This is a genomic window from Halomonas sp. SpR8, assembly GCF_031010195.1.
In the GTDB taxonomy this organism is placed as follows: Bacteria; Pseudomonadota; Gammaproteobacteria; order Pseudomonadales; family Halomonadaceae; genus Vreelandella.
This window is the reverse complement of the sequence record NZ_JAUAMC010000014.1, coordinates 1-18892: the sequence shown is the minus strand read 5'-3', so window position 1 is coordinate 18892 and position 18892 is coordinate 1. Positions and strand designations below refer to the sequence as shown.

The 18892-nt window shown below is 55.3% G+C and carries 16 protein-coding genes and 2 rRNA genes; 10 read left to right on the top strand and 8 right to left on the bottom strand.

The features are described from left to right. The first annotated feature begins 16 nt into the window (after positions 1-16). The 7 genes from QT230_RS19830 (at position 17) to fabB (ending at position 6669) form a co-directional block, all read left to right on the top strand. The gene (locus QT230_RS19830; RefSeq protein WP_308323886.1) at positions 17-802 is read left to right on the top strand and encodes an SDR family NAD(P)-dependent oxidoreductase; all 786 of its coding nucleotides are present in this window, start codon (positions 17-19) and stop codon (positions 800-802) included. Continuing rightward, entirely contained in the window at positions 799-2139 is a 1341-nt protein-coding gene (locus tag QT230_RS19825; protein ID WP_308323885.1) for an FAD-dependent oxidoreductase, read from the top strand. The genes QT230_RS19830 and QT230_RS19825 overlap by 4 nt, the downstream gene beginning before the upstream one ends. Beyond that, a complete protein-coding gene (locus QT230_RS19820; protein ID WP_308323884.1) occupies positions 2136-2912 on the top strand; it encodes a DUF1365 domain-containing protein in 777 nt (258 codons plus the stop codon). Before QT230_RS19825 ends, QT230_RS19820 begins: the two co-directional genes overlap by 4 nt. Next, on the top strand, positions 2909-4177 hold the full coding sequence (locus QT230_RS19815; RefSeq protein ID WP_308323883.1) for a cyclopropane-fatty-acyl-phospholipid synthase family protein: 1269 nt from the start codon (positions 2909-2911) through the stop codon (positions 4175-4177). The genes QT230_RS19820 and QT230_RS19815 overlap by 4 nt, the downstream gene beginning before the upstream one ends. After that, positions 4178-4675, top strand: coding sequence for a DUF2878 domain-containing protein (locus QT230_RS19810; RefSeq protein WP_308323882.1), 498 nt, complete (start codon positions 4178-4180; stop codon positions 4673-4675). A 247-nt stretch (positions 4676-4922) separates the two neighbouring features. Beyond that, positions 4923-5438 (top strand): 3-hydroxyacyl-[acyl-carrier-protein] dehydratase FabA, encoded by a 516-nt coding sequence (gene fabA / locus QT230_RS19805; RefSeq protein ID WP_308323881.1) that lies wholly within the window; start codon positions 4923-4925, stop codon positions 5436-5438. Between the two features lie 13 nt (positions 5439-5451). Then, positions 5452-6669 (top strand): beta-ketoacyl-ACP synthase I, encoded by a 1218-nt coding sequence (fabB, locus tag QT230_RS19800; protein WP_308323880.1) that lies wholly within the window; start codon positions 5452-5454, stop codon positions 6667-6669. Positions 6670-6780: 111 nt separating this feature from the next. On the opposite strand, the gene QT230_RS19795 is transcribed toward fabB, so the two are convergent. The 4 genes from QT230_RS19795 to QT230_RS19780 form a co-directional block, all read right to left on the bottom strand. Beyond that, positions 6781-7515, bottom strand: coding sequence for a lysophospholipid acyltransferase family protein (locus QT230_RS19795; RefSeq protein ID WP_308323879.1), 735 nt, complete (start codon positions 7513-7515; stop codon positions 6781-6783). Then, positions 7512-8402, bottom strand: coding sequence for a sugar nucleotide-binding protein (locus QT230_RS19790; protein ID WP_308323878.1), 891 nt, complete (start codon positions 8400-8402; stop codon positions 7512-7514). Before QT230_RS19790 ends, QT230_RS19795 begins: the two co-directional genes overlap by 4 nt. Positions 8403-8454: 52 nt before the next feature. After that, positions 8455-9102 carry a single-stranded DNA-binding protein gene (locus QT230_RS19785; protein ID WP_308323877.1) on the bottom strand — a complete coding sequence of 216 codons (648 nt, stop codon included), beginning with the start codon at positions 9100-9102 and terminating at the stop codon, positions 8455-8457. 70 nt (positions 9103-9172) lie between these two features. Beyond that, positions 9173-10552 carry an MFS transporter gene (locus tag QT230_RS19780; RefSeq protein ID WP_308323876.1) on the bottom strand — a complete coding sequence of 460 codons (1380 nt, stop codon included), beginning with the start codon at positions 10550-10552 and terminating at the stop codon, positions 9173-9175. A gap of 204 nt (positions 10553-10756) precedes the next feature. Here QT230_RS19780 and uvrA point away from each other — a divergent pair, with 204 nt between their 5' ends. After that, complete coding sequence (gene uvrA, locus QT230_RS19775) at positions 10757-13603, top strand: excinuclease ABC subunit UvrA (RefSeq protein WP_308323875.1); 2847 nt, start codon at positions 10757-10759, stop codon at positions 13601-13603. A 141-nt stretch (positions 13604-13744) separates the two neighbouring features. Further along, on the top strand, positions 13745-14482 hold the full coding sequence (locus tag QT230_RS19770; protein ID WP_308323874.1) for a Crp/Fnr family transcriptional regulator: 738 nt from the start codon (positions 13745-13747) through the stop codon (positions 14480-14482). 77 nt (positions 14483-14559) lie between these two features. On the opposite strand, the gene QT230_RS19765 is transcribed toward QT230_RS19770, so the two are convergent. Beyond that, positions 14560-15345: a ribonucleoside-diphosphate reductase gene (locus tag QT230_RS19765; RefSeq protein WP_308323873.1), complete on the bottom strand. Its 786-nt coding sequence runs from the start codon at positions 15343-15345 to the stop codon at positions 14560-14562. A gap of 64 nt (positions 15346-15409) precedes the next feature. Then, positions 15410-17521, bottom strand: a complete 2112-nt coding sequence (locus tag QT230_RS19760; protein ID WP_308323872.1) for an adenosylcobalamin-dependent ribonucleoside-diphosphate reductase — start codon at positions 17519-17521, stop codon at positions 15410-15412. Positions 17522-17736: 215 nt separating this feature from the next. Here QT230_RS19760 and QT230_RS19755 point away from each other — a divergent pair, with 215 nt between their 5' ends. Then, positions 17737-18333: a hypothetical protein gene (locus QT230_RS19755; protein ID WP_308323871.1), complete on the top strand. Its 597-nt coding sequence runs from the start codon at positions 17737-17739 to the stop codon at positions 18331-18333. Between the two features lie 187 nt (positions 18334-18520). On the opposite strand, the gene rrf is transcribed toward QT230_RS19755, so the two are convergent. Continuing rightward, positions 18521-18636, bottom strand: a 5S ribosomal RNA gene (rrf, locus tag QT230_RS19750). Positions 18637-18788: 152 nt separating this feature from the next. Further along, positions 18789-18892 (bottom strand): 23S ribosomal RNA (locus QT230_RS19745); the annotation flags it as partial.

Genomic DNA, 18892 nt, shown 5'->3' with positions numbered 1-18892 from the left:
CGCATTAGGAGGCTTGATGAGTACTTGGAAAACGCCCCAACGCATCTGGTTAACCGGTGCCACCTCAGGCATTGGTGAAGCGCTTGCGCGTAAGCTGATCAACCAAGGTCATCAGGTGGTGCTTAGCGCCCGCAGCGCTGAGGCACTCGAAGCGCTGTGCCAGGGCCTCCCCAATGCCCATCCTCTTCCGCTAGATATCAGCGACCGCCAAGCAGTGCTTGGTGCTACCGAGACTATTCGTGAGCGCCTGGGGGCGTTAGATCTGGCGCTGTTCAACGCCGGTACCTGCGAATACCTGAATGCTCGTCAGTTCGATATGGATCTAGTCGAGCGGGTATTTAAACCTAATCTATTTGGCACTTTATACGGCGTCGAAGCCGCCCTGCCTCTGCTGCGCGCGGCGCGTAAAGAGGGTTTGCCCGCCCGGCTAGCCGCCACGTCAAGCGCTTCAGCTTACTTACCGTTACCCCGCGCGGAGGCCTATGGCGCGTCTAAAGCCGCGGTAAGTTACTTTTTAGAGTCACTGCGTTTGGATCTTGATCAGGAAGGCATCGAGGTCAGCCTTATCCATCCTGGCTTTGTCAAAACGCCACTCACCGAGCGTAATGACTTTCCTATGCCGATGCAGGTCACCGCCGAACAAGCGGCCGACGCCATTATCGCAGGGTTGGTTAAGGGTCGGCTGGATATCCACTTTCCACGCCGGTTCACCTATCTGGTTAAACTGCTGGGCATTATGCCGCCCGCCCTACGCCGTCAGATTGGCCTGCGCATGACCCGCGCCCAGAAGGAGCCGTCATGAGCTCGCAGCGAATTGCGATTGTCGGTAGTGGCGTTAGCGGCATGGCCGCTGGCTGGTATCTCTCGGCTCAGCACGAAGTGACGCTGTTTGAAGCGGACTCACGCTTAGGTGGTCACACCGCTACCATGGACGTGAATGTTGATGGCCAGTCGCACGCTATCGATACCGGCTTTATTGTCTTTAACGATTGGACCTATCCACACTTTCAGCGCCTGATGGCTACACTGGGCGTCGCCTCACAAGCCACCGAAATGAGCTTTTCAGTTCATGAAACGGCGCGGGATTTTGAGTATAACGGCCATACATTAGGGTCGCTGTTTGCCCAGCGCCGCAACCTGATCAATCCCTCGTTCTATCGCCTGCTGCGCGACATCCTGCGCTTTAATAAACAGGCCACTAAAGCGCTCGAGAGCGAGCAGTTGCCCGCCCACATGACGCTGGGAGAGTATCTTGACCAGCATCATTACAATCGCGACTTTCAGCAACGCTACTTGCTGCCCATGGGCGCAGCTATTTGGTCAGCCAGCATCAACGATCTTCGCGCTTTTCCGCTGGCTTTTTTCGTGCGCTTTTTCCGTAATCACGGCCTGCTATCGGTTAATCATCGTCCGCAGTGGTACACCCTGGTGGGAGGCTCGAAGAGTTATATTCCCAGCCTAACGGCGCCCTATGCATCGCGTATTCACCTCAACACACCGGTTATTAACATCACCCGTGAGCGCAACGGTGTTTATATTACAACGCCTTCTGGCACTCAGCGCTTTGACCAGGTGGTGCTCGCCTGCCACGCAGACCAGGCACTGGCCATGCTGGGCGACGCCAGTAGCGCCGAGCAGGAAGTGCTTGGCGCAATGCCGTACCAGGATAACGAGGTGGTGCTGCATACCGACACCGCCCTGCTACCGCGTCGCCGACGTGCCTGGGCGAGCTGGAATTATCGTCTTGACCAACGCGATAGCGAAGCGCGGGTATCGGTCACTTATGACATGAATATCTTGCAGCGGATCGACAGTGACACCACGTTTTGCGTCACCCTAAATGACAGCGCCAGCATCGATCCCAGCAAGGTACTTGGCCGCTATACCTACACACATCCACAGTTCACTTTGGCTGGCCAAGCGGCGCAGACGCGATACGCCGACATTTCGTCTACAGCCCATCGCACCCACTATTGCGGCGCCTACTGGCGAAACGGCTTCCACGAAGACGGCGTTTGGAGCGCGCTGCGAGTAGCGCAGGCGTTGGGCTGCGATGAGGCGGCCCCGCCACCAGCTCCCTATACCGCACTCCCTGCCCATGAGCTGCTAACGCCTCAGGGCGTCGAGGGGCTAGGATGATGGCAGCAATCATTCCAAAGCCGCGCTCGCGTATCTATCGCGGCACCCTGCGCCACCGCCGCTTTACGCCCAAGTCCCACACCTTTAGCTATCAGCTATGGATGGCGTGGCTGGATTTGGATGAGTTGCCAGAGCTGTTCGACAAGGTGCCTGGCTTTAGCGCTCGCCGCCCGGCGCTAGCGCGTTTTCGCCGGGAGGATTACCTCGGCCCAATCGACCGACCGCTAAAAACCGCCGTGCGCGAAGAGCTTATTCGTCAGTTGGGCAGCGCGCCCAACGGCCGTATCTGTGTACTGACCCAGCTACGCACGCTGGGCTGCATGTTTAACCCTATTTCCGTTTACTACGCCTACGACCACCTGGGTAGGTTGGCAGCGGTATTGAGCGAAGTCACTAACATGCCTTGGCGCGAGCGCACCTGCTACGCCAGCGCCGTGGATCCTTCAAGGCATAGCCACCAGGCCCATTTTGATAAAGACCTACACGTCTCGCCGTTTAACCCTATGGAAATGACCTACCGCTGGAAGTTTAACGCCCCCGGCGAAAAGCTCTTTCTGCATATGGAAAACTGGCAGGATCAGCAGTGCCACTTTGATGCCACGTTAACGCTTGAGGCTTCTCCGGCTACCCGGGCCGCGCTAATTAACGTCTTGGCACGCCAGCCATGGATGAGCCTAAAAACCATTGCGGGCATTCATTTTGAAGCGCTGCGCCTGTGGCTTAAGCGCGTTCCTGTCTATAACCACCCCAAGCGCAAGGAGACTTCAAAGTGACGACCCTGCGTACCACGCCCCCTAACCTTCAACCGGTTGCCCAAGACCGCTTAACCAAGTGGCTAAAACCGCGCCTAATGGGTCAACTTGATACCTTTCGAGGGGGCCGCATTACGCTGATTGAAGGCGACCAATGCCATCATTTAGGCCAGGTAGGGCCGCTACAGGTAACGGTGCTCATTCGCCACACTCGGGCATGGAAACGCCTCGCCTTTGGAGGTACCGTCGGCGCGGCCGAATCGTATATGGACGGCGATTGGGACACCGATGACCTTGTCGCCCTGGTACGCCTCTTCGCTGCAAACCTTGAGCAAGTGAATAGCAAAATAGAGAACGGCAGTGCCCGCTTAGCCCGCTGGTTACTGGGCGCCGCCTACCGCTTTCAGCGCAACAGCCTAAGTGGCTCGAAACGTAATATTGCCGCCCACTACGATATTGGTAATGACCTGTTTTCGACGTTTTTGGATCGCCACCACTGGATGTACTCAAGCGCTGTTTTCCCCTACCCGGAAGCCAGTTTAGAAGAAGCCTCAACGTACAAACTTGATATCATGCTTGAAAAGCTCGACGTGCAGCCCGAGCATCACCTGTTAGAGATTGGCACCGGCTGGGGAGGGCTGGCGATTCACGCCGCCAAAACCCGCGGCTGCCGTGTTACCACCACGACCATCTCAGACGAACAGTACTCTCATACGGCTCAGCGCATTAAGGAAGAGGGCTTAGAGGATAGAATCACCCTGCTCAAGCAGGATTATCGCGAGTTAACTGGCCGCTACGACCGACTTATATCAGTTGAGATGATTGAGGCGGTGGGGCATCAATACCTCGACACCTACCTCAAGAAGCTGGATAGCCTGTTGACTGACGATGGGCAGGCGATGCTTCAGGCGATTACCATTCGCGACCAGCGCTTCGAAGAAGCGAAACGCGACATGGATTTTATCAAACGCTACATTTTCCCCGGCGGTTTTTTACCCTCGCATCACGCCATGCTAACCAGCGTTATGCGCAAAACGTCGCTGAACGTGGTCGCCCTCGACGAAATCGGCCAGCACTATGCTCGCACGCTGCGCGAATGGCGCCACCGGTTTGAGGCCAGCTTGGACCAGGTCCGCGAGCTTGGTTATGACGAACGCTTTATCCGCATGTGGCGCTACTATTTATGTTACTGCGAGGGCGGCTTTATCGAACGTTCTATCGGTACCTGTCACCTGTTGCTAGCAAAGCCGGCGGCGAAACCCATCCCGCTGACAGGCGCACTTTAAATGGCAACGCGCCGTTGGCAGGCACTGCTGTTTAATGCGTTGCGTTTCGAAGCAGGCTGGTTGCTCTGCGTAGTTGGTGGGTCATGGGTTGCTGCGGTGGCGGGTAGCAGCTTGCTAGCTTGGCACCTATGGCGCTGCGCGAAGCCCGGTGAGTGGCGATTTATCACCGGATTTTCCCTGCTAGGACTGGTGATTGATGGCGGTTTGCAACTGCTGGGAGGCTTCGATTTTAACAATCAAACGCTGGTACTGGGGCTGTTGCCGCTGTGGCTGTGGATGCTTTGGCCGCTGTTTGCCACTTTGGCCTTTCATTCACTCGCCTGGCTGTGGCGTTATCCGCTGCTTGCTGCGCTGTGTGGCGCCGTCAGTGGCCCCCTCTCTTATTATGGTGGCGCGCTACTGGCCGGGGTTAGCCTTGCGCCCTGGCTACTCTCCACTCATGCGCTAATTTGGGCGGCACTTTGTGGGGGTATCAGCCACTTTTATAGAGTTCAATAAGCTATAGAGTTCAATAAGTACTTAAGCTCGATAATACTCACGAGTCCGTCTAAAGGTATAAACCCCATCCACTTCCAAGATAATGTGCGAAAATTGAAGCGCGCAACGCTTCAGGCATGCTGTCTATTATGCTACTGGCTACTGCACCAAGTTCTGTAGATACGCCAATAAATAGCCTCTTACGTGCATTCAGGGGTTTCGGGAAGTAGACTAGCCTAACAACCAATTTGATATTCGGAACGATTCAGTGACCAAGCAACACTCCTTTGATCGCGAAGAACTGCTGGCCTGCTCGCGCGGCGAGCTCTTCGGCCCCGGCAATGCCCAGCTCCCGGCTCCTAACATGCTGATGCTTGATCGTATCAAGCACATTCATGAAGAAGGCGGCGAACATGGCAAAGGCGAACTGATCGCCGAGCTGGATATTAGCCCCGACTTGTGGTTTTTTGATTGCCACTTCCCCGGCGATCCTGTCATGCCCGGCTGCTTAGGCCTTGATGCCATGTGGCAACTGGTCGGTTTTTATCTAGGCTGGTTAGGCCACCCCGGCAGAGGCCGGGCGTTAGGTTGCGGCGAGGTTAAATTCAGTGGACAGATCCTGCCTGACGCTCAAAAAGTGACCTATAGCATTAATATCAAGCGTATTATTACCCGCCGTCTTATTTTGGGTATCGCCGACGGCACCGTAACCGTTGACGGACGCGACATTTACCAGGCTAATGATCTGCGCGTTGGCCTATTCACCTCCACTGCGAATTTCTAAACAGGAGGCTCCCATGCGACGAGTGGTAGTCACTGGTCTTGGCATTGTGTCATGCCTAGGCAACGACCAGCGCCAGGTCCTAGATGCGCTCAAGACAGGGCGTAGCGGCATTCGTTTTAAGGAAGAGTATGCCGAGCATGGCTTCCGAAGCCATGTTGCGGGCAGCGTTGATATTGACCTTGACGCTCTCATTGACCGTAAACTACGCCGCTTTATGGGCGACGCAGCTGCCTACGCGTATGTTTCGATGGCGCAAGCCATCGAAGATGCAGGGCTCTCAGAGGAGCAGGTCTCCAACGAGCGTACCGGGCTTATTGCCGGTTCCGGCGGTGCTTCAAGCGCTAACCAAGTGGAAGCAGCTGACGTTTTACGTGACAAAGGCCTGCGCCGGGTTGGCCCTTATCGCGTCACCCGGACAATGGGCAGCACCGTATCTGCGTGCTTGGCAACGCCGTTTAAAATTAAGGGCGTGAACTACTCCATCTCCTCTGCCTGTGCTACCTCCGCACACTGTATCGGCAGTGCCATGGAGCAGATTCAGCTAAATAAACAAGATGTGGTGTTTGCCGGTGGCGGCGAAGAGGAGCACTGGACACTCTCGTGCCTATTCGATGCCATGGGCGCCTTGTCTACCCACTACAACGATACGCCTGAGCAAGCCTCACGCCCTTACGACAAAGCCCGCGACGGCTTCGTTATCGCCGGCGGCGGCGGCATGCTGGTATTGGAAGAGCTGGAGCACGCCAAAGCGCGCGGTGCCAAAATCTACGGCGAGCTGGTAGGTTACGGCGCGACCTCTGATGGCCATGACATGGTCGCCCCTTCGGGTGAAGGTGCCATACGCTGCATGCACCAAGCAATGGCGACAGTAGAGGGTAAGATTGACTACATCAATACTCACGGTACTTCTACGCCAGTAGGCGATGTTGCCGAGCTTAAAGCCATCCGCGCCGTATTCGGTAATACCACGCCCGCAATGAGCTCAACTAAATCTCTGACTGGTCATTCGTTAGGCGCTACAGGTGTGCAGGAAGCCATCTATTCACTGCTGATGATGAAGCACAACTTTGTAGCGGCGTCGGCCAATATCACCGATTTAGACGAACAGGCTGATGGCTTTGATATTGTCACTGAACGCCGCGATGGCGTGACGATAGAGCGCGCCTTGTCTAATAGCTTCGGCTTTGGCGGCACCAATGCGTGTTTGGTCTTCCAGCGGTTTAACGACTAACGCTCGTCGGTTAACGACACATGTTAACTACCAAAACGGCGCCCATCGGGCGCCGTTTTGGTTCAAGGCAAGTACGCCAAAGATATGAGCCGAGCTTTATAAGCTGAGTTGTTAGCGAGATGTTGGCCGTGGCACCTCAGAAATTTCCTGCAGCTGCGCTTCAATCCACACTTCGACTTCTGCAAGCACTTCATCGGGCATGCGCCCCGCCGTCTCAATCGGCTTACCAATGCGAACACGCAGCACGCCCGGCCGCTTAACCCAATGGCGCCCTGGCCAGCGCTCGCCTGCGTTATGCGCCACCGGCAATACCGGTACCCCAGCACGGCACGCCACCACGCTGCCGCTTTTGTTATAGCGCTTGCGAATGCCGGGATCTACCCGCGTTCCTTCAGGAAAAATCAGTACCGAAAGCCCCGTTCCTAATCGCTCGACGCCTTGAGCAAGCACTTGCCTCATCGCCCGAGCCGGTTTAGAGCGATCTAAACTAATCGGGCGTAGCAACCGTAAACCCCAACCAAAAATGGGTAGCCGCAATAACTCGCGTTTGAGCACGGTACACACCGGGGGCTTTAATACCTGCAGAAACACGGTTTCCCATTCGCACTGATGGTTAGCTTGAATAACGCAGGGGCCACTAGGCAGGTTTTCGCGACCCTGAATGTCATAGCGTACGCCGCAGGCAATTCGAAACCACACCATTAAAAAGTAGTTATACAAGTTCAATAAGCGGTAGCGGCCTGACAGCGGAAGAAACGGTGCAATGGGTAAAAATAGAATGCCAATCATCAGCATGGCAAGAAAATAGCCAGCATAAAATACCAGACTACGAACCACATTTATCAAGCCGACGCTCCTGTATTACTGACACGATTATGCTCACGGGTAAAGCACCATGCATCGATCATACGCCCGGCCTCTAAGCGCCACGGCTTTTGATGCACACCAAACACATCCAACACGCGACGGCAGTTTAAGACGCGGCGCAGCTTAGCGTCATGATGGTGCTTGAGTGGCTTCACCTCGCCGAGGGCAATCTTTTCGCCACGCCCTTCAAGATGCGTCAATAGCTGGGTACGCACCATAGAGGTAAACGTAAAGGCGCTAACCGGCTCGGTGCCTGCCAGATGATAGGCGCCCCAGGCGTTTGCACCACTGGCTTGCTGTTGAAGCATCCCTATCAGCGCCATGGCGACAGCGTCGGCAGAGGTCGGGCAAAAAATCACATCTTCTGCGGCGCTTACCGCCTGCCCGAGCACTAAGTTATCAATAATCTCATTGAGCCACGCGTGACTACCTTCCAAGGCAAACAGCGGGCCCAAGCGCACGATCAAATGGCGCTGAAATTCTGCGCGAATTCGATTACCGGTCTGCACCAAACGGCGTAAGCTTTCATCGCGCGGCGCAGGCACCACATGCTCATCAATGAGCACATCCAAACCGTCTTCGTAGAGCTGGTCTGAGACACACCATACCAATGCCACGTTTAGGGCAAGGCAAGCGTCCAAGCAGGTTTCCACCGCATCGGCATGCGCCGTTACCGCTGCTGGTGCCATATTCAAGGGATGCGCCAGCGGTGGAACAATTACCGCATCAGGCGCTATGGCCTCAAGGCGCGAAGCGGTAATAATCGTGCCTTGCTCAATGATCAATTCCGTATCGGCGCGACGGCTTACCTCCCGGGCCAGTGCCAAACTTAAGCAGTGCCCCGCATCCAATATCAGCAGCTTCAAGACCGCCTCTCCTTGTCAGATCCAAGCCTGTGCTGCATGGCTACTGGCATACTCAGAACGGAATCTCATCGTCGAAGTCGTCGAAGTTGCCCGGGTCAGGCGCACCGTAACTGCTGTTCTGCTGGTTGGGCTGGGGTGCTTGATTACCCTGCTGCGGCGCTGGCCGTGGCGGCTGCTGCGGGCTCTGCCCCCCCGGGTAGTTATTACCGCCTTGCGGCGCACCGCCCTGTTGGGGGTAACCGCCGCCCTGGTTATTCTGGGCGGGGTTATTTTGGGCAGGATTGTTCTGAGGCGAGCTGTTCTGCACAGCAGCGTTTTGGTCATAGTGGTTTTGCGGGGCGCCGCCGCCCTGGAAATCACCGCTGCGACCGTCAAGCATCTGCATATCGTTGGCAACAATTTCGGTTGAGTAGCGATCCTGGCCGTTTTGATCCTGCCACTTACGGGTCTGTAGGCGCCCTTCAATATAAACTTTGGAGCCTTTTTTCAGATACTGCTGAGCGATTTCGGCGGTTTTGTTGAACATCACCACGCGGTGCCATTCGGTACGCTCTTGGCGTTGGCCGCTTTGGCGATCCATCCAGGTATCGGTGGTGGCCAAGTTTAAGTTCGCTACAGCCGTGCCGCTGGGCGTGAAACGCACCTCTGGGTCCTGCCCGAGGTTACCAATCAAAATGACCTTGTTAATGCCGCGAGCCATAAGGCGCTCCTATAAATGCTGTTATGTAGGGTTAATTGCCAGCTGTAGTCAGTGTTACAACCCAGCTAGATTAAGATTTGGGTGGCGTCATGAGTCTGGTCAATGCCGCCTGATCAAGCTGCTGACGGTTTACCTTTAGATAGACCAAACGCTCTTCCGGCACCACCATGACGTCCTCAACGCCGACCACATCGGCTAAATGTTCCATAAGCAGGTCGAGCGCATCTACCTGGGTCTCATGCAACGCGACCACTTCGCTGGATAGCGGCGGTGGCGCGGGCATCCGCCACATCGCGATCCACCAGCATAGTGCCAACACAGCACAGCCGATAAAGACTGCGTTAAGGCCTCCATAATGAGCCAATAAACCGCCTAGCGTACCTCCTAAAAAAGCGCCTAAAAATTGACTGGTAGAGTACACCCCCATCGCAGTGCCTTTCGCGCCCGCTGGCGCCAGCTTACTGAGCATGGAAGGAAGCGTGGCTTCCAGCAAATTAAAGCCAGTAAAGAATATAAACAGCCATATAAACAGCCAGTAGCCCGGCGATAATGGCAGCCCCAGCCCCGCCAGGCTAATCACAATAGCGCCAATCGCCATTAGGCACATCAAGCGCATGCGCTGTTGCTTCTCTCCCACAATAATTAGCGGCACCATGGCCACAAACGATAGCGCCATAATGCCAAGATACGCCAGTCCGTGATACTCAATCGCCACGCCAGCGTTCAATAGCCGAAAAGGCACCGCGACAAATATCGCCATCAGTACCAAGTGCAGGGCAAAAATTGATAAATCCAACCGCAATAAATCGGGGCGGGTTACCACACTTTTAAACTGCTGGCGGTCCATTCCCACATCCCGGTGACGCCGCCTGCGCGGCGCGGCAGGTACCCAGCGCCACAGTACCAGCAAACTGACCAGCGTCAGCAGCGCGGTAAACCAGAACACACCCGCCAGTCCCGCCCAGGCAGCAAGCCAAGGGCCGAGCACCATCGCAATGGCAAACGACACGCCAATCGAGAGGCCAATGGTCGCCATGGCGGCGGTGCGAATCTCCTCACGGGTTTGATCCGCCAGCAGTGCCATAATTGCCGCAGCCACGGCGCCCCCGCCTTGAAGCGCACGGCCGACAATCACACCGCCAATCGTATCGGAAAGCGCGGCAACCACGCTGCCAAGTGCAAAAATCACCAAACCCATGGCAATTACCCGCTTGCGGCCAATGCGGTCAGAGAGTAAGCCGAACGGAATTTGCAGCGTCGCCTGGGTTAAGCCATAAACGCCTAATGCAATGCCCACCAACAGCGGGGTCGAACCTTCAAGCGTGTCGGCATACAGTGCCAGCACCGGCAACACCATAAAAAGGCCCAGCATGCGAGATGCATAAAGCCCGGCCAAACCGCTGATCGCACGACGTTCAGAGGCCAGCAATAGTGCAGAAACCTTGCGCATAATGCCCTTGTGTGTGACGAAGCGTCAGTAGGTGGTGGATGAACGTGGAGTCAATAATGGTAACAACTAACGACAATCCTCTATTCTAGCGGTTTGAACCAGCCCTGGAAACGTCACGAGTTGCCGCAGGTTATGAAAGCCGTTTTGCCGTGAGGGGTCTGACAAACGTATAATCGCGCTTTTGCCGCGCGATTCGAGGTGTTGATGGACAGCATTCTGGTCAGGGGTGCCCGCACCCACAACCTCAAGCAGATCGATGTGGAGCTGCCCCGTAACAAGCTGATTGTGATTACCGGCCTCTCCGGCTCAGGTAAATCATCGTTAGCGTTTGATACCTTGTATGCAGAGGGGCAGCGCCGCTATGTGGAGTCACTCTCCACCTATGCGCGCCAGTTCCTGTCGATGATGGAAAAGCCCGATGTGGACCACATCGAAGGGCTTTCGCCTGCGATCTCCATTGAGCAGAAGTCAACGTCCCACAACCCGCGCTCGACCGTGGGCACCATTACCGAAATTTACGACTACCTGCGCCTGCTGTTTGCCCGCGCGGGCACGCCCCGCTGTCCAGAGCACGGGGAAGACTTAGAAGCCCAGACCATTTCACAGATGGTCGATCAGGTCATGAATCTCGCCGAAGGCACTAAGCTGATGCTGCTGGCGCCGGTGGTTAAAGGGCGCAAAGGCGAGCATCTGCAGCTGTTGGCAGAGCTACGCGCCCAGGGTTTCGTTCGCGCGCTGATCGACGGTCAAGTACTGGAACTCGACGATATCGCGCCGCTGGATAAGCGCAAAAAGCACGACATCAGCGTCGTCGTTGACCGCTTTAAAGTGCGCGACGACCTTGCCCAGCGGCTGGCGGAATCTTTTGAAACGGCACTGAACCTCGCCGACGGCACCGCCATGATTCACTTTATGGATGGTGAGCGCGAAGATATTGCCTTTTCGTCACGCTTTGCCTGCCCGGTGTGCGGCTACTCCTTGGCTGAGCTTGAGCCGCGCATGTTCTCGTTCAACAACCCGGCGGGCGCCTGCCCCACCTGCGACGGGCTGGGCGTGCAACAGTATTTCGACCCTGACAAGCTGATCAGCCACCCGGAACTCTCGCTCGCTGAAGGTGTGATTAAAGGCTGGGATCGACGCAATATTTATTACTTTACCCAGCTTCAAGCGCTGGCTCAGCACTACCGCTTTGAGCTGGAAACGCCTTGGCAAGAGCTTGCCCGTCATGAGCGAGAGGTCATCCTCAACGGCAGCGGCGACGAGCAGATCCCGTTTGTTTACGTCGGCGACCGTGGTCGTAAAGTGACCCGCGAGCACGCCTTTGAGGGCGTACTGCCCAATATGCAGCGCCGCTACCGCGAAACTGAATCCAATATGGTGCGCGATGACCTGGCCAAATATATCGCGGTGCAGCCCTGTGCGACCTGTAGCGGCTCGCGGTTGCGTAAAGAGTCACGCCATGTCTACGTCGACGACCACAATATCGCCGAGATCGTACGCTTTCCGATTGGCGAAGCCTGGCGCTACTTTGCGGACCTCAAGTTACCTGGCCGCAAAGGCGAAATTGCCGATAAAATTGTCCATGAAATTCACGCCCGGCTAGAGTTCCTGGTCAATGTAGGGCTCGATTATCTCAACCTGGAGCGTAGTGCCGACACGCTCTCCGGCGGCGAAGCCCAACGTATTCGCTTGGCCAGCCAGATTGGCGCGGGCCTGGTTGGGGTGATGTATATACTTGACGAGCCCTCGATTGGTCTGCACCAGCGTGACAATGACCGGCTGCTGAAAACCCTTGAGCGGCTGCGCGATTTGGGCAATACCGTGATTGTGGTCGAGCACGACGAAGACGCTATTCGCGCCGCCGATCACGTGCTGGATATCGGCCCCGGTGCCGGCGTACACGGTGGGGAGATTGTTGCCCAAGGCACGCCGCAAGACGTGATGGACAACCCCAACTCGCTGACCGGTCAATACCTATCCGGCACTCGGGAAATCGCCGTGCCGCCCTACCGCATTCCCGGCAACCCAGAAAAGCAGTTGGTGGTACGCGGCGCTACCGGCAATAACCTGCAAAACGTAACGCTTAGTCTGCCGCTGGGGCTGTTTATCGCCATTACGGGGGTTTCGGGTTCGGGCAAATCGACGTTGATCAATGGCACGTTAATGCCGATTGCTGCGCGCGAACTGAACCGCGCCACCACGCTAACCGCCGCGCCTTATGAGAAGATTGAAGGGCTCGATCAGCTCGATAAAGTGATCGATATTGATCAAAGCCCGATTGGACGCACACCGCGCTCTAACCCGGCGACCTATACCGGCATCTTCACACCGATTCGCGAGCTGTTTGCAGGCACCCAGGAAGCACGCTCCCGAGGCTATAAACCCGGCCGCTTTAGCTTTAACGTTAAGGGCGGGCGCTGTGAAGCCTGCCAGGGCGAAGGCATGATCAAGGTAGAGATGCACTTTCTACCCGATATTTACGTGCCCTGCGACGTGTGTAAAGGCAAGCGCTACAATCGTGAAACGCTGGATATTCATTACAAAGGAAAAACCATTCACGAAGTGCTGGCCATGACGGTAGAGGACGCGCTGGAATTCTTCAGCCCGGTACCCGCCATTGCTCGCCGTTTGCAAACCCTGCTTGATGTAGGGCTCTCCTATATTCGTCTGGGACAAAGCGCCACCACCCTGTCAGGTGGTGAAGCACAGCGGGTTAAATTGGCCCGTGAATTGGCCAAGCGAGATACCGGCAAAACGCTGTATATTCTTGATGAGCCCACTACCGGGCTACACTTTGAAGATATTCGCCAACTGCTAACGGTACTCCATCGTCTGCGCGATCATGGCAATACTATCGTGGTGATTGAGCACAACTTGGATGTGATTAAAACAGCGGATTGGATTGTCGATCTCGGCCCTGAAGGGGGTTCCGGCGGTGGGCAAATCATTGCTGAAGGTACGCCGGAGCAGATCACCAAGAAGGACGAATCGCATACCGGTCGTTTCTTAGCGCCACTGCTGGCACGCGGTAAACGCGCAACGAAGCGCTGATATGTGGGGCTATGAGGGGGCGCTTCTAAACCTGCGCTCCGCTATGCCCATTCGACAGCATAGAACGCGACCATACTGCTTATAGTAGTAGACAGATAAAAATTCGAAGTACTATGTAAACCTCTGCTAGAGGGAAAAGTTGTGGATCCAGAAAACAGCTGTATTATTAAGCACTTTAGTCACTACTGCTCGCTCACCGACGAGGAGAAGAAGCTACTTATCTCACTTGAAGATAGCCCCTCTGATGTTAAATCGGGCTCACTACTTTGGGAGATGGGCGACCCAGCCAATGAGTTTTGCACACTTAAAAGCGGCTGGGCTTACTCCTATCGACACCAAGAAAACGGTGATCGGCAAATTCTGGAAGTGTTTTTGCCTGGCGATATTGTTGGTCTACGCGAATTTGCTTTTTCGCAACGCCTTGAGGGCGTGCGCATGATTGGCGACGGCGTCGTTTGCCACTTCCCCCATAAGCGCTTGCTAGACATATTTCGTGAGTCGCTGCCGCTTACTTCAGTGATGTTTGCGATTAGTAGCCGCCAGCAGGCGCTAATGACCGAGCGTCTGGTCAACTTAGCTAGGCGTAGTGCCCGGCAGAAAATGGCGCATTTTCTTTACGAGATGTATCTAAGATTGCGGCAAACCAATCCGTATCTTACCAATCAATTCCGCCTGCCACTCTCCCAAGAGCAGTTGGCCGATGTGCTGGGGCTGAGTCCGGTACATGTTAGCCGCACCTTTACAGCACTGAGCGAAGACGGTTTGGTATTCCGCGATCGTCACCACTTAACAATTCCTGACTTAAATGCGCTCAGTTGCGAAGGTGATTTTAATGATTGCTATCTCACCGACAGCGTTCGGCCACTGCTCGGCGACTAACCATACGTTAAACGAGCCTGCATAAAAAAAACCGCGTGCTACTGAGCACGCGGTTTGCATTAGTCAGAGATTTTAGTTTAACCGCACTTGGACCAGCCACAGCCAGCGTAGCAGGTGGGGCAACCATCCATCATGATTAGCTCACCACGGCACTCAGGGCAGTTACCCACCGTGGCAGGCCCACTGCCTTCAGGCTTTTTTGGCGCTGACGGCTCCCCGCCAATGGGCTCTACTACCCCTGCCTCAACGTGAACATCGGCTGCCTCTTCATCCGGCTGCCAAGCATGGCCATGGGTCATGCGGTGGGCATAGCGCTCGACCAACTGCTCAACCGGCACTTGGTTGCCATCCCGATCCAGGAAGCCACGGCGATAAAGAATCTGCTGGATCGACCAGGCAATCGCCGCCACTTCCGAATCGTGAAACATCGGCTTATTCCAGCGGTTCATGCCACAGCGCACCAAGCCTTTATCCCAGGCCACTTTACGCAGATCCGCCACCGCCTGGGTGACATAACCACCGCGGGCCGCCAGCGAAAGACTGCGCATGGTCGCGGTGATCCACTGATGCTCACTGGAGAGCTGCCCGGATGGAAAAAAGAACTCCACCGGACGCTCAATCACCACGCGTTTACTGCCAATTACACCCTCCACCGGCATAAACGACACCAATAGATAAACCTTCTTGCGGCCTTCAGCGCCTACATAAGAGATCTTTTCGGACACCGCTTCTAAGGTACCTTCCGGTCGGGAAGGAATACGCACTGTCAGCGGATCTTCATCCTGTAGCTCAGGAGCGGGCGCGGCCTGCTCCTGCTGCTTGATACGGTAACCAACAATTTTTGAGGTAATTTCAACAGCCATGGTGTTCTCCACTCAGCAAAGGCAATGCAAAGGTAATCGGGCGATTGTTGTCAGGTGCAGCGTATTACCATTTGCCGTAGGTACCCTCTTTTAAGCCATCAAACAGATTGGCCGCATTATGCTCTTCACCGTCGTAAATCACCGTTTCGTTCCCATTGAGCTCAAGGGTTTCGCCATTTTCCAGCTCAAACACGTAGGTAGTGTTTTTAAGGTCATCTTCACGCACCAGCACCCCCTGGAAGGCTTCTGGATTAAAGCGGAAAGTCGTGCAGCCTTTTAAACGGCTTTCATAAGCCTGCAAATAGAGATCCTGGAACTGTTCAAAAGGAAATTCGGTAGGCACGTTAACCGTTTTCGAGATCGCCGAATCCACCCAGTGCTGGGCGGCGGCCTGAACAGCGACGTGCTGTTCAGGCGAAATCGCATCGGCGGTGACAAAATAGTCGGGCAGGTCGCTTTCCACTGCATCAGCGGCGATAAAGTGACGATAGGCCGCCAGCTCAAAGGAAACGACTTCAACCTGCTCTTTGGTCTTTTTACCCGACTGGATAATATTGCGGAAGTAGCGGTGCGAGAACGATGGCTCAATGCCGTTGGAGGCGTTGTTACCCATCGACAGGCTGATGGTGCCAGTCGGTGCAATAGAACTATGGTGGGTAAAGCGCGCGCCGTGCTCAGCCAATTGTGCCACTAGCTCCGGCTCAAGCTCAGCGACCTGAGCCATATACTGGCTATAGCGAGCGTGCAGAATACGCCCGGGCACCTGATCACCCACCTCGTAGCCATCTTTGGCCAACTGTGGGCGCTCACGGAGCATTTTGGGGGTTATGGTGTGCTCCTGCTCCAGCACCGGTGCCATCCCCTTCTCTTGAGAGAGTTCCAGCGCCTGCTTCCAGCCCTCGATCGCCAAATGGCGGCTCACCTCTTCAGTGAACACCAGCGACTGCTTGGAGCCGTAAGGAATTTTGAGCATAGTGAGCGTCGACCCTAAACCCAGAAAGCCCATGCCGTGGCGGCGCTTGGCTTCAATTTCACGCTGCTGCTGGGGCAGCGGTAAGCCAGCAATTTCCACCACGTTGTCGAGCATACGGGTGAAAATAGCGACCACTTTGCGATAACGCTCCCAGTCAAAACGCGGCTCGGCGCCGAAGGGGTCGATGACAAACTTGGTCAGATTTACGGAGCCTAACAGACAAGCGCCTTCCGGGGGCAGCGGCTGCTCGCCACAGGGGTTGGTGGCGCGGATATCTTCGCAGAACCAGTTATTGTTCATGCGGTTAACTTGGTCGATCAGGATAAAGCCCGGCTCGGCATAGTCGTAGGTAGAGGACATAATGGTGTCCCACAGTTCCCGCGCTTTAATGACTTCAACAATGCGACAGGCGACACGACCCTCGGCATCTACCGTGTAGCCCTCTTCGACGACCGGCCAGTCGCGGTAAAGCAGGTCTTCCGGGTTAACGTCCTCTTTCTCACCGGGATGCAGCGGAAACGCCAGCGGCCAATCGGTATTGTTTTTGACCGCCTCCATAAACTCGTCGGTGATCAGCAAACTAAGGTTAAACTGGCGCAGCCGCCCTGCTTCGCGCTTGGCCTGAATAAACTCACGTACGTCCGGGTGCCCTACATCGAAGGTACCCATCTGAGCGCCACGACGGCCGCCAGCAGAGGCCACGGTAAAGCACATCTTGTCGTAGATATCCATAAACGCCAGCGGGCCGTTAGTGCCCGCGCCCGCGCCGAATACGAATGCACCTTTGTGGCGTAGCGTCGAGAAGTCGTAACCGATACCGGCCCCTGATTTCAGCGTCATGCCCGCATCGACCACCGAGTCGAGAATATCGCGCATGGAGTCGCGAATGGTGCGCGAGACGGTGCAGTTAATCAGACTCACCGCCGGTTTATAGGCCTCAGCCCCCGCATTGGAGAGGATGCGTCCGGCAGGAATAGCGCCGTTTTCCAGCGCCCAGCGAAATTTCGACAGCCACTCTTCGGCTTTGTCACCCTCTACCGCTGCGAGAGCGCGTGCGACACGTTCAAACGAAGCTCCGACGTCCTGATCCACGGGTTGGCTATGACGATCCTTAAGACGGTATTTGGCATCCCAAATCTCCCGCGAGGGCGCCTGCATAGGAACATCATTAGAGGTCTTCATAGCCTTGGCAGCGGTGCTCATGTCGCAAAACTCCTTCACAACGGGGTGAATAATAGCGCTTAAATCGTAGCGATTATACGTAGCATCGGAGTGAAGTATAGACTTGACTTCCCACCATATGAGGCACTTTTTTTACATTTTTCTACCATATATAGGAAAATCAGCGCGTTACTCTTTTGCCTTTCTGCAAGACGCTATAGACTGGTTTTTATTAATAGTCGATTGGTTTTAGTTAGATGCCCCTGATCATAACCGCGCTTCATGCCCTGCGTTTTCATTTACTCCCCCTAGCCACTATGACAATGGTCGTCTCCTCGATGGCCGTAACACCCGCCACGAATGCAGCCACGTTTAACACTGAGGACGTGGCTTCCCACGATCATTGGCAATCAATGACGCTCTCGCTGGGCGGCGAACAGCATTATCGTGCGGTAGAGACTCACAGCTATTCAGACGCCACACTTAGCCTGAACACAAGTCCCGGAGTCTGCGATTTGCCCTGGCTGGAAATGCGCGTCACGCTTGAGCAACAGCAGGGTGAAAGCCGTACGGTTAACCTAGTGCCCACCCGACTGCGCATCGATGAACAGCCGGTGATCGACACCATGGCAGAATTTATTACCGAGCGCGGCGACGATGGGTTTTATACCCATTTTTACCTTAGCGACTTGGAAGCACTGATAGCGGATATGCGCCAGGGTGAGCAGCTATTTCTCGGCTTTGACCAGGAAGAGCGAGAGCCATGGTATATGACCTTTAGCCTCCAAGGGGCGGATGCGGCGATTACCCGAATGCTGACTCAGTGTGAAGGCACTGAATATACTACACACTAAGATTCTCTATCTGACGCCAAGAAATACTGCTGCACTTTTGTTAGGAAGAGCTTATAAGCCAAGTGAGCGGTTGGAGTGGTCAGAGTGTGGCTTTTCTACTCACGATTCACCACTTACGATTTACCAGCCTCATTACGCAAAAAAAATCCCCCAAGGCATCAGCCCTGGGGGATTTTTCATAATAAGTGCCTGACGATGACCTACTCTCGCATGGGGAGACCCCACACTACCATCGGCGCTAAGCGGTTTCACTGCTGAGTTCGGCAAGGGATCAGGTGGTTCACGCTCGCTATGGTCGTCAGGCGTAACTGGCGATGTATATCATGCTGACTAGCTTTCTATCGTTGCTTGCTAAATTGTGATCGTCTCATCGTGCCGCCGGCTCGTTGAGCCAAGCCACACGCTGCGTATCCGGTTTTTACGTTACCACTGCGACCAGACCCCTTGGGTGTTATAGGGTCAAGCCTCACGGGCCATTAGTACACGTTAGCTCAACACCTTGCAGCGCTTCCACACCGTGCCTATCAACCAGCTGGTCTCGCTGGGCCCTTCAGGAGGC

What these genes read in the sequence shown, in the direction of transcription:
- QT230_RS19755 (WP_308323871.1), top strand. Translation starts at nt 17,737, where the DNA reads ATGCCCCTGATCATAACCGCGCTTCATGCCCTGCGTTTTCATTTACTC.
- QT230_RS19785 (WP_308323877.1), bottom strand. Translation starts at nt 9,102, where the DNA reads ATGGCTCGCGGCATTAACAAGGTCATTTTGATTGGTAACCTCGGGCAG.
- QT230_RS19780 (WP_308323876.1), bottom strand. Translation starts at nt 10,552, where the DNA reads ATGCGCAAGGTTTCTGCACTATTGCTGGCCTCTGAACGTCGTGCGATC.
- uvrA (WP_308323875.1), top strand. Translation starts at nt 10,757, where the DNA reads ATGGACAGCATTCTGGTCAGGGGTGCCCGCACCCACAACCTCAAGCAG.
- QT230_RS19810 (WP_308323882.1), top strand. Translation starts at nt 4,178, where the DNA reads ATGGCAACGCGCCGTTGGCAGGCACTGCTGTTTAATGCGTTGCGTTTC.
- QT230_RS19820 (WP_308323884.1), top strand. Translation starts at nt 2,136, where the DNA reads ATGATGGCAGCAATCATTCCAAAGCCGCGCTCGCGTATCTATCGCGGC.
- QT230_RS19760 (WP_308323872.1), bottom strand. Translation starts at nt 17,521, where the DNA reads ATGAGCACCGCTGCCAAGGCTATGAAGACCTCTAATGATGTTCCTATG.
- QT230_RS19825 (WP_308323885.1), top strand. Translation starts at nt 799, where the DNA reads ATGAGCTCGCAGCGAATTGCGATTGTCGGTAGTGGCGTTAGCGGCATG.
- QT230_RS19765 (WP_308323873.1), bottom strand. Translation starts at nt 15,345, where the DNA reads ATGGCTGTTGAAATTACCTCAAAAATTGTTGGTTACCGTATCAAGCAG.
- QT230_RS19830 (WP_308323886.1), top strand. Translation starts at nt 17, where the DNA reads ATGAGTACTTGGAAAACGCCCCAACGCATCTGGTTAACCGGTGCCACC.
- fabB (WP_308323880.1), top strand. Translation starts at nt 5,452, where the DNA reads ATGCGACGAGTGGTAGTCACTGGTCTTGGCATTGTGTCATGCCTAGGC.